Origin of the sequence: Kitasatospora sp. NPDC059571 (genome assembly GCF_042735675.1) — a bacterium.
Classification (GTDB): Bacteria; Actinomycetota; Actinomycetes; order Streptomycetales; family Streptomycetaceae; genus Kitasatospora.
This window is the reverse complement of the sequence record NZ_JBHWBW010000527.1, coordinates 1-5,253: the sequence shown is the minus strand read 5'-3', so window position 1 is coordinate 5,253 and position 5,253 is coordinate 1. Positions and strand designations below refer to the sequence as shown.

General features: G+C 74.4%; 6 protein-coding genes. 4 read left to right on the top strand and 2 right to left on the bottom strand.

What is annotated here, in order from left to right; translation table 11 throughout:
- Window positions 1-54 precede the first annotated feature (54 nt).
- Entirely contained in the window at window positions 55-477 is a 423-nt protein-coding gene (locus ACFV0G_RS34725; RefSeq protein WP_380556582.1) for a DoxX family protein, read from the bottom strand.
- Between the two features lie 215 nt (window positions 478-692).
- Here ACFV0G_RS34725 and mmpB point away from each other — a divergent pair, with 215 nt between their 5' ends.
- Together mmpB and ACFV0G_RS34715 are read left to right on the top strand one after the other, a co-directional pair.
- A complete protein-coding gene (gene mmpB / locus ACFV0G_RS34720) occupies window positions 693-818 on the top strand; it encodes a morphogenic membrane protein MmpB (protein ID WP_380556580.1) in 126 nt (41 codons plus the stop codon).
- 19 nt (window positions 819-837) lie between these two features.
- Complete coding sequence (locus tag ACFV0G_RS34715; RefSeq protein ID WP_380556578.1) at window positions 838-1,437, top strand: nucleoside triphosphate pyrophosphatase; 600 nt, start codon at window positions 838-840, stop codon at window positions 1,435-1,437.
- A 28-nt stretch (window positions 1,438-1,465) separates the two neighbouring features.
- Here the strand turns inward: ACFV0G_RS34715 and ACFV0G_RS34710 are convergent, their stop codons facing one another.
- Window positions 1,466-2,206 (bottom strand): alpha/beta hydrolase family protein, encoded by a 741-nt coding sequence (locus tag ACFV0G_RS34710; protein ID WP_380556576.1) that lies wholly within the window; start codon window positions 2,204-2,206, stop codon window positions 1,466-1,468.
- 240 nt (window positions 2,207-2,446) lie between these two features.
- Here ACFV0G_RS34710 and ACFV0G_RS34705 point away from each other — a divergent pair, with 240 nt between their 5' ends.
- A complete protein-coding gene (locus tag ACFV0G_RS34705) occupies window positions 2,447-3,199 on the top strand; it encodes a hypothetical protein (RefSeq protein ID WP_380556574.1) in 753 nt (250 codons plus the stop codon).
- A gap of 250 nt (window positions 3,200-3,449) precedes the next feature.
- Window positions 3,450-5,222, top strand: a complete 1,773-nt coding sequence (locus ACFV0G_RS34700) for an acetyl/propionyl/methylcrotonyl-CoA carboxylase subunit alpha (RefSeq protein WP_380556572.1) — start codon at window positions 3,450-3,452, stop codon at window positions 5,220-5,222.
- The last annotated feature ends 31 nt before the right edge of the window (window positions 5,223-5,253 follow it).

The window sequence follows — 5,253 nt, the reverse complement described above, 5'->3', positions numbered from 1 at the left end:
TCCTCGGCACCGCACCCGCGGTGCCGGGACGCCGTGCGTCCGGGCGGGGCGGGATCAGCCGGTGGCGGGCCTGCGGCGCAGCAGGCCGTCGACGGCGGCGGTGCCCGGGCCCACCACGGCGATCAGCAGGAACGCCCAGCAGAACAGCGCGGCCGGCTCCCCGCCGTTCTGCATCGGCCACAGGGCGTGCTCCTGGTGGACCGAGAAGTACGCGTAGGCCATCGAGCCGGAGCAGATCAGCGCCGCCGCCCGGGTGGCCAGGCCGAGCAGCACCAGGGCGCCGCCGACCAGCTGGATGACCGCGGCGTACCAGCCGGGCCAGGACCACGCCTCGACCGTCGCGGCCCCGCGGCCGGAGGCCGGTACGCCGAACAGCGAGGCGGCGCCGTGCCCGAGGAAGAGCAGGCCGGCGACGATGCGGAACAGGGCCACCGCGTAGGGGCCCGCGGCGGCTAAGCCGGTGTCGGTACGGGTCATGGGGGTTCTCCTCGGTAGGAACGTGTGGGGGAAATCGGTTGCCCCGACCGGTGGTGTCCGCCGTCCGCGCCCGCCCGCTCAGGTCATGGACTCGACAACACGCCCACCCATTGCACGGGCGGGCCGGTGCGCCGTCAAGAGGTGCGTCCGGGGACCCGAGGGGTTTGAGTACGGATACTCAGGCGTCCCGCGAGCGCCCGGCGCAGGCTTGTGAGGTGCTCTGGTCAGACCCCGGCGACGGACCCTCCCCCGAAGCCCGGCGGGTGCAGCGGATGCTGCGCCGCGCCGGCCCGCTGCTGGCGGTCCTCGCCGTCCTGGCCGCCGTCCTGCTGGTGCGCTGACACGCCCTAAGCTGTCGCCATGAGCGACCGCCGCACCCTCGTCCTCGCCTCCGCGTCCCCGGCCCGCCTCGGGCTGCTCCGCCAGGCCGGCCTCGACCCGAAGGTCCGGGTCAGCGGCGTCGACGAGGACGCGCTGACCGCCGACTCCCCCGCCGAGCTGGCCCTGGTGCTGGCCGAGGCGAAGGCCCGCGCGGTCGCCGGCCTGCTCGCCGACGGCGAGCTGGTGATCGGCTGCGACTCCGTGCTGGAGCTCGACGGCCTGGCGCTCGGCAAGCCCGCCGACGCCGCGGAGGCGCTGGAGCGCTGGCGGTCGATGCGCGGCCGGGCGGGCGTGCTGCGCACCGGCCACTGCGTGATCGACACCGCGACCGGCCGGGAGGCCTCCGCGACCGCCTCGACCACCGTCCGCTTCGGCACCCCGGACGACGCCGAGGTCGCCGCGTACATCGCCTCGGGCGAGCCGCTGCACGTGGCCGGCGCGTTCACCCTGGACGGGCGGTCGGCGCCGTTCGTGGACGGCATCGACGGCGACCCGGGGAACGTCATCGGCCTCTCGCTGCCGCTGCTGCGCAGCCTGCTCGCCGACCTCGGCGTGCGGATCACCGACCTCTGGGCCTGACCCCGCGCCGGCCGCCGGCCGCGCCCGCTCAGCCGCGCGGCGGCGCCCAGCGGGCCAGGAAGGCCAGCACGTCGGGCAGGGCGCCGTCGGAGAGCAGCGTCGCGCCGTGGTTGCCGCCCGGGTAGATCTTCAGCTGCTTGTCGGCTGCGGCCGCCGCGGCGTGCAGGCTGCGGGCGCTGTCCGCGAAGGGCTGGTCGCGCTCCTCCGCGGCGAACAGGACCGGTGCGGTGAGCCGCTTGACGGCCGTGCCGGCGTTGTCGCCGCTGAAGGACTCCGGGGCGCTGAGCGACACCACCGCGGCCGGCGGCAGTGCGAGGTCCGGCAGTGCGCCGGCCACCAGCGAGCCGGTGCCGCCCTTGGACGCGCCGACCAGCACGACCTTGGCCACCCCCTTGCCCTTCAGGTAGCCCGCGGCCTCCTCGATGCCGTCCGAGACCGTGCCGTTGGCGTTGAACGGCAGCACCGCGTACCCGGCCCGGGTGAAGGAGTCCAGGTAGGGGATCCAGTCGCAGAGGCTGCCGCCGTTCTGGTGCGAGAAGACCACGGCGATCTTGGCGCCGCCGGCGTCGGAGTCGCGGTAGTAGGCCTCCAACGAGGCCAGGCCCTCGACGGTCACCGAGCCCTTGGCGGCCTGCTCCGCCGTGAGGCAGCCGTATGTCGGCGGGCTGCTCGCGGCGGCGGGGGCGGCGGCGCGGCTGCCGTCGCAGCCGGCCAGCACCGCGACGACGGCCGCTGCGACCGCCAGCCGACCCGCCGTGGTTCTCCGCATGACATCAACTCCCGTGGAACCCGGGGCGGCCGGCGGCCGCCCGACGCGGCGTCACGCTAGGGCGGGCGACCGGGGCCGTCAATGGTCCATACCATCAGGCGGGCAAGCGGAACGGGCCGCTCCGCCCGATGGGGTGCTGGATCGGACAGAACCGGGGCCCCACAACTGTCGCGGTGGGCCGACCCGGCCTCGTAGGGTCCCCGGTAGGCTGGCGCAGCCGTCGGCCGGAAGGAGCGGGGGATGACCGACAGCGTCCTGAACGTGGTGCTCGGACTGGTGGCGTCCGCCATCAGCGCGGGCCTCGGCTGGCTGGCGCAGAACCTGCGCCGCCGGCGCCGGCTGGAGCGCACGCGGCGCTTCTTCGGCCTGCCGGAGGGCACCGAGTGCCTGCTGGTGGTGCCGCGCAAGGGCGGCCCGGGAGCCTCCACCGCCGTGGCGCGCGACGACGCGTACGCGATGATGGAGCTCGCCGCCCTGGTGCGCGAGTGCGGGGCGCGGGCCGAGATCGTGGCGCACGACCAGGTGCGCCAAGGGCTCGGCGGCAAGGCGGAGTTCTGCCTCGGCGGACCGACCGCCAACAACCGGACGGCCGCTCACCTGGCCTCCTGGCTGCCGGGCTTCTCGGCTGCCGGCGCTGACGGCGATCTGACGATCGGCGCGGGCGACAAGGTGTACCCGCTCAGCTATCCGGTGCCGGACGGCGCCCCGGCCCACGTCCTGCTGGCCAGGGTGCACGCCGGATCGGGCGACCGGCCGGTCTTCCTGATATCGGGTCAGACCGCCACCTCCAACCACGCGGCGGTCCGCTACCTGGCGGCGCACCACCGCACACTGGCACGCAAGCACGGGACGGACGGCACGTTCGCCGTCGTGCTCCGGGTGGTCAACCCGGACGCGTACGGTCCGGACGTCGTCGAGCAGGCGGCGGACGTGACCGCCGCGGCCACCGCGCGCCCCGCTCCGGCGGCGGCGGAGGCAGCGGCAACGGCCTGACCGCCGCCCGGCGGTCCGGCACCGGTCACCCGGTGTGGCGAAGGCCACGGCGGCCACCGCGCGGCGCGAGGCAGCCGCGAGCCCAGGGCGACCGCTGCGCGTAGCGTTCCTACCAGCAGGACTGCCGGAGCGTGTCCGAATGATCACGAAAACGGGTGACGCTCCGTGTGGGCTAGCTCACCACCAGGGACTACTCGCCGGTACCGGCCTTGGATCCCTAGACTCAACGAGGTTCAAGAAGGGAGCCACAGTGCGCAAGGTGCTCATCGCCAACCGCGGAGAAATCGCCGTCCGTGTCGCCCGGGCCTGCCGGGACTCCGGTATCGCCAGCGTCGCCGTGTACGCCGAGCCGGACCGGGACGCGCTGCACGTCCGCGCGGCCGACGAGGCCTACGCGCTCGGCGGCGACACCCCCGCCACCAGCTACCTGGACATCGCCAAGGTGCTCAAGGCCGCCGCCGACTCCGGCGCGGACGCGGTGCACCCGGGCTACGGCTTCCTCTCGGAGAATGCCGAATTCGCCCAGGCCGTCATCGACGCGGGCCTGATCTGGATCGGCCCGCCGCCGCAGGCCATCCGCGACCTCGGTGACAAGGTCACCGCCCGGCACGTCGCCCAGCGCGCCGGCGCGCCGCTGGTCGCCGGCACCCCGGAGCCCGTCTCCGGCGCCGACGAGGTCGTCGCGTTCGCCACCGAGCACGGCCTCCCGGTCGCCATCAAGGCGGCGTACGGCGGCGGCGGCCGCGGCCTCAAGGTCGCCCGCACGCTGGAGGAGATCCCCGAGCTGTACGAGTCGGCGGTCCGCGAGGCGGTCGCCGCCTTCGGTCGCGGCGAGTGCTTCGTCGAGCAGTACCTCGACAAGCCGCGGCACGTGGAGACCCAGTGCCTGGCCGACCAGCACGGCAACGTGGTGATCGTCTCCACCCGTGACTGCTCGCTGCAGCGCCGGCACCAGAAGCTGGTCGAGGAGGCGCCCGCGCCGTTCCTGACCGCCGAGCAGAACGCCGAGCTGTACCGCGCCTCCAAGGCCATCCTCCGCGAGGCGGGCTACGTCGGCGCCGGCACCTGCGAGTTCCTGGTCTCCCAGGACGGTCTGATCTCCTTCCTGGAGGTCAACACCCGCCTGCAGGTCGAGCACCCGGTCTCCGAGGAGGTCACCGGCATCGACCTGGTCCGCGAGATGTTCCGGATCGCCGACGGCGAGGAGCTCGGCTACGACGACCCGGAGATCCGCGGTCACTCGATCGAGTTCCGGATCAACGGCGAGGACCCGGGCCGCAACTTCCTGCCCGCCCCCGGCACGGTGACGCTCTTCGCGCCGCCGTCCGGACCCGGCGTCCGGCTGGACGCGGGCGTGGAGACCGGCTCGGTCATCGGCCCGGCGTGGGACTCGCTGCTCGCCAAGCTGATCGTCACCGGCGCCACCCGGCAGCAGGCGCTCCAGCGCGCCTCCCGTGCGCTGGCCGAGTTCACCGTCGAGGGCATGGCCACCGCCATCCCGTTCCACCGCGCGGTGGTGACCGACCCGGCGTTCGCGCCCGAGGTGCACGGCAGCGACGAGCCGTTCACGGTCTACACCCGCTGGATCGAGACCGAGTTCCAGAACACCATCGCGCCGTTCGCCGGCGCGGGCGGTGACGGCGACGAGGCCGAGGGCCGCGAGACCGTGGTCGTCGAGGTCGGCGGCAAGCGGATCGAGGTCTCGCTGCCCTCCTCGCTGGGCGTCGCGAGCGCCCCGGCGGTGGGGAGCACCAAGGTCGCCAAGCGCCGGGTCGGCGCCAAGAAGGCCGGCTCCGCGGTCAGCGGCGACACCCTCGCCTCGCCGATGCAGGGCACCATCGTCAAGGTCGCCGTCGAGGAGGGCCAGGTCGTCGCCGAGGGCGAGCTGATCGTCGTCCTGGAGGCGATGAAGATGGAGCAGCCGCTCAACGCGCACAAGGCCGGCACGATCGTCGGCCTCAAGGCCGAGGTCGGCGCGAGCGTCAGCTCCGGTGCCGCGCTCTGCGAGATCAAGGACAACTGACCCCGCGTCGGTCACGGCGGCCGGCCCGCAC